A 3,765-nucleotide genomic window follows, 5' to 3' on the forward strand; every position below is an offset into this window, starting at 1 on the left:
CCTCGCCGCGATTAAAACGCTTTTATCTCGAACAAAATTTAACCACGAAAGGTCAGCACGCCCTAGCAACATAGACACTTTAGTTGGATAATACTGACTCAATAAGACGACGATAAGACAGGGATGTATGGAAATTACGCCGAATGAACGCGATGCAGTATATAAAACGATTTTTTCTCGCCGAGATGTTCGTGGTCAGTTTCTTCCTGATGAGATCCCAGAAGACGTTTTGATGCGTGTACTAACCGCAGCGCACCATGCTCCCAGTGTCGGTTTTATGCAACCTTGGGATTTTGTCGTTGTCCGTGATATCGAAACCAAGCAACAAATCAAAACCGGTTTTAATCAGGCTCATGCCGAATCCGCGGAAATGTTCACCGATGAAAAACAGGCGATGTATAAGCGTCTAAAGCTTGAAGGCATCGTCGAATCACCTATCGGAATCTGCGTGACTTGCGACCGTAATCGAACCGGAAAGGTCGTGTTAGGCAGAACCATCAAGCAAGAGATGGATCTGTACAGCACCGTGTGTGCGGTTCAAAACCTATGGCTCGCAGCAAGAGCCGAAAACCTAGGGTTAGGTTGGGTGAGTATCCTGCATGACTCAACATTGCGAGACGCATTAGATATCCCAGAAAACATCGATATCGTGGCGTACCTGTGTATTGGTTACGTTGATCACTTCAAAGATAAACCAGAACTCGAAACCATGGGTTGGTTACCAAGAAGGGACGTCAAATCAGCGATTCATGAAGGGAAGTGGAATGCAGAGCAGTTAGTGGCTGATGGAAAGTAATTGGCTTCATCAAATTTTCTGATATCTGTATTTGAAATGCAACTGAATGATTAAGCGATCATCGACCTAGATTCAAGCGATTTCCATTATGTCGGTAGCGGATTCTCGCAGCGTATTGACTGGACTCAATAAACTCCCTTCGCTTACTTCTGTCAAACCTTACCCGTTACCTTCTCACGCTTTAAGAAATACGAATCTACTTTAGGTAAGTTGATAAGCGCTTTGGTGGATAAGCGCAGTGCAGCGGCTTTGACGTTGCTGGGTAGGTATAAACAAGAAGAAAGTGTTGCGAATGTATTGGAAGCTTCGGCATAGCTGGTAAGGTTGTTTTTGAAAGGTAGTTAGAGTAGAGGGAATATGGTGTGATGTCGGTTTTCTCGTCCAGATACGTTAAGATAAGTTGAAGCTCTGAACTTTTAGGCAGAGATTCGTGTAAAAGTTGCCTGGCCGAAGCTCAATAGAGTATATCTCTTCTAAGTTCGGTTGAAACAGGTGGAGTTTTGAAGCTGTTGCGGTAAGATGGTAGAGATAATTTATTTACTATTTATACGTGTGTGTTTAAGTAGTACTTGTAAAAGAAGTATGGATTGGAACTTAATAATACTTCCTATTATTAAGTGTTTAGGTTCATATCATTCTTGTGTGAGGAATAAAAGTTTAATGATTGAAGCTCTTAGAATAAAAAACTATAAATCTATCGTTAATATGAAACTCAAGTTAGGTAGAGTAAATCTCATTATTGGTGAAAATGGTTGTGGGAAAAGTAACATACTTGAAGCCATTGCATTATCTAGTGCAACAGAAGACAGCTCATTAAAGAAATCAGAGCTAGTATCCCGTGGCGTAAGAATTATAGATGATAGTGATCTGATGGTATCAAACTTTATTGAGCTTGAAGATGATCAAAAATCTCAGTCTATTGAAGTTGAAATGTTCTTTTCTGGCGATAATCAAAAAAATTGTAAAGTGTCAGAACTCCCAAGTAGTAGATATACAATCACTCCTCATATGGAAGATTCTTCATATATCCGATTCAAAAGTGACTCAGTAAGCTCCTATCAGAGAGATGGCAAGCGAAAGAAGATATTAAACGAGGAGATCACAGATTCTGTAATATCTTTGTCAGATGTAATGGCACAATTCTTTGACCTTGTTAAAAGCAACGAAATAAAAATAGATTTGGAAGATGTAAAGAAATCAGCAAACGAATATGAAGACAACGCTCTACTAAAAGAGCTCAGTAAGAGCGTTTCTACTGAAGAGTTTGTAACAAAAGCTCAAAATCTTGCTCCAAGTGATGAGACTGTAATTGAGGCTAAGAATCAGAAAGCGGTAAGACAACTGTTAGAGCATGAAAAAGAAAAAATTAAAGATTTTTTAATTTATTCACCGGAAAACACAGCTCTAAGAAACTTCTACAAAGAAAAACAGGTAGAGCCACTTGGGACATGTGGTGAGGGTTTACTCAAGCTTCTAAAGTCCTTGAGTAAAGATAAATCAGCCATGGAGACGATCAATAAAGTTCTAGGGTTGTTTGGTTGGTATGACTCAGTAACAATCCCTGAACGACTTTCGAGTTCTGAAGATAAAGTTTACATAAAAGATAAATATGTAAAAGATTTGTTTGATCAGCGCAGTGCAAATGAAGGATTTCTATTTATACTATTTTATGTCTCTTTACTTGTTTCTGATGAAACTCCAAAGGTATTTGCAATAGATAACATTGATGCATCATTAAACCCTAGGTTATGTATAAAGCTTATGGAGATCATCACCAAGCTTGCTGAAGCTAATGATAAACAAGTCTTTTTAACAACCCATAACCCAGCTATTTTAGATGGGTTTGATATAAAGAAGAGTAGCAATAAATTAATAGTTGTCTCTAGAGATACTGAAACGGGTCATACTGTACAGAAAACGATTTCGTCTAAGAAGAATTTATCCAGAGCTGATGGGAAACCATTGAAACTCTCCGAAGCATTCTTGCGTGGCTATTTTGGTGGTCTTCCTAAGGAGTTTTAGAGTTGGATATTGCTATCGCAGCTGAAGGTGTCACTGATCAGCAAACGCTTCAGAATATGTTGTTGGGTTTTTTTAAAAGTCAGAAAATCGAGTTAGCAGAAAGGGACATAAGGTTTGTACAGCCACATCAAGATGCAAGTGATGAGGGAGGCCGTGGATACTGGGGAAGTTGGACCAATTTAATATCGTATCTAAAAAATGATGATTTTGTAGAGGATTTAAATGCACATGATCAACTAATAGTTCAGATTGATACTGATATATGTCACCCAGAAAAATTTGATGTGGATTTGCAAGGAGAAAAGGGGGCACAGGTTGGATGTCAGGAGATTGTTGAGATAGTTACTGAAGCGTTAAGCCGGGTAATTGACGAAAATGCGAATACTTCTTTTTCTAATGTCTCTGATAAAATCATATTTGCGATAAGTGTACATTCTATCGAATGTTGGATTTTTAAATATTATACAAAAAAACGGAATGTCAGAGAACGAAGCTTGGATTGCTGGACTAAGTTAGATAATTGCTTGAAAACTGAACACCCAAAAAGTAAGCTCACGTGCGATAAAAGCGGGAAAAATTACGCAACATTGACAAAGGCTTTTAGAAAGCCAAAAGAGTTTAGAAAACTAGAGAATATAGACCCTAGTTTAGATATTTTTATTGGGTCACTTTTGGCTGCAGACTGGAATGTTGATGAGGATGATGATTGGTAACCATTGACTTCTCGATCTTAATGAGGCCGTATAAAACAATAGAAAACCTCGCTCACTCGGCGGTTTTTTTTCGTTTCTACCGTTTATAACTGATAAAGCACCCCTTTCCATTGTGAAAGTCGGGTGCTTTTTTGTGGGAGTAATATGCAAGATAAACTCAGTTCATCCTCTTCATATCTGTATCCGCCCCACGAACCCACGGGGCGACTTGTCAGTGTTTGAAGTTCCAAGGTA

General features: G+C 38.7%; 3 protein-coding genes. All 3 read left to right on the forward strand.

The window, feature by feature from the left end; genetic code table 11:
• Nucleotides 1-127 precede the first annotated feature (127 nt).
• Complete coding sequence (gene bluB / locus ACED42_RS21515) at nucleotides 128-796, forward strand: 5,6-dimethylbenzimidazole synthase (RefSeq protein WP_371704096.1); 669 nt, start codon at nucleotides 128-130, stop codon at nucleotides 794-796.
• A gap of 660 nt (nucleotides 797-1,456) precedes the next feature.
• Nucleotides 1,457-2,818 carry an AAA family ATPase gene (locus ACED42_RS21520; protein ID WP_371704098.1) on the forward strand — a complete coding sequence of 454 codons (1,362 nt, stop codon included), beginning with the start codon at nucleotides 1,457-1,459 and terminating at the stop codon, nucleotides 2,816-2,818.
• A gap of 2 nt (nucleotides 2,819-2,820) precedes the next feature.
• Nucleotides 2,821-3,531: a hypothetical protein gene (locus ACED42_RS21525; RefSeq protein ID WP_371704100.1), complete on the forward strand. Its 711-nt coding sequence runs from the start codon at nucleotides 2,821-2,823 to the stop codon at nucleotides 3,529-3,531.
• The last annotated feature ends 234 nt before the right edge of the window (nucleotides 3,532-3,765 follow it).

Source organism: Vibrio sp. FF145, assembly GCF_041439075.1.
Taxonomy (GTDB): Bacteria; Pseudomonadota; Gammaproteobacteria; order Enterobacterales; family Vibrionaceae; genus Vibrio; species Vibrio tasmaniensis_A.

What these genes read in the sequence shown, in the direction of transcription:
- bluB (WP_371704096.1), top strand. Translation starts at nt 128, where the DNA reads ATGGAAATTACGCCGAATGAACGCGATGCAGTATATAAAACGATTTTT.
- ACED42_RS21520 (WP_371704098.1), top strand. Translation starts at nt 1,457, where the DNA reads ATGATTGAAGCTCTTAGAATAAAAAACTATAAATCTATCGTTAATATG.